Here is a 672-nt window from a genome sequence, read left to right as displayed (position 1 = left end):
ACCTCTTGAGACTGAAGGGCGAGGGCCTGCTCGCGATTCGCCTCGAGCGCCTCGGCCCACAGATCCAGCGTCTTCGCGTAGTGCAGTTGCAGCGACTGCACGCGGGTGAGCTCGAAGCCCACGGTCACCCCGTACTCGCCGACGGTCTGCGGGGTGGGAAGCCAGCCGCCGGGAAAAATCTCGGCGAGGATGAATTTCGAGAACTCAACGATCTCGTGGGTCAACCTTAGGCCCTTGGCCCGGGCTTCTTTGAAGGACGGCCGAACGATGGTGTGCAGCAACATGATTCCGCCGGGCGGCAGCGCGTTGTAGGCCATCTTGAAGAAACGCCCGTAGCGTTGGCGGCCGAAGTGCTCGAACGCACCGATCGAGACGATGCGGTCCACCGGCTCGTGGAACTTCTCCCAGCCCTCCAGCAGCACCCGGCGGGTCCGGGTGGTGTCCATCTGGTCGAAGGTCCTCTGCACGTGCTCGGCCTGATTCTCCGAGAGCGTCAGCCCCACGACGTTGACGGCGTACTTCTCGATGGCTCGCCGCATGGTTCCGCCCCAGCCGCAACCGATGTCCAGCAGCGTCATCCCCGGCTCGAGGTTCAGCTTTCCCAGCGCCAAATCGAACTTCGCGATCTGGGCCTCTTCGAGGGTCATGTCGTCACGCTCGAAGTAGGCGCAG

At 63.8% G+C, this 672-nt stretch carries 1 protein-coding gene; it reads right to left on the bottom strand.

Annotation, left to right across the window (positions count from 1 at the left end; genetic code table 11):
* A partial coding sequence (locus A5775_RS26225; RefSeq protein WP_067251453.1) for a class I SAM-dependent methyltransferase occupies positions 1-672 on the bottom strand: 672 nt, incomplete at both ends.

It is taken from the genome of Mycobacterium sp. 852002-10029_SCH5224772, from assembly GCF_001667315.1.
Classification (GTDB): Bacteria; Actinomycetota; Actinomycetes; order Mycobacteriales; family Mycobacteriaceae; genus Mycobacterium.
This window is presented reverse-complemented; position numbering and strand designations above follow the sequence as displayed.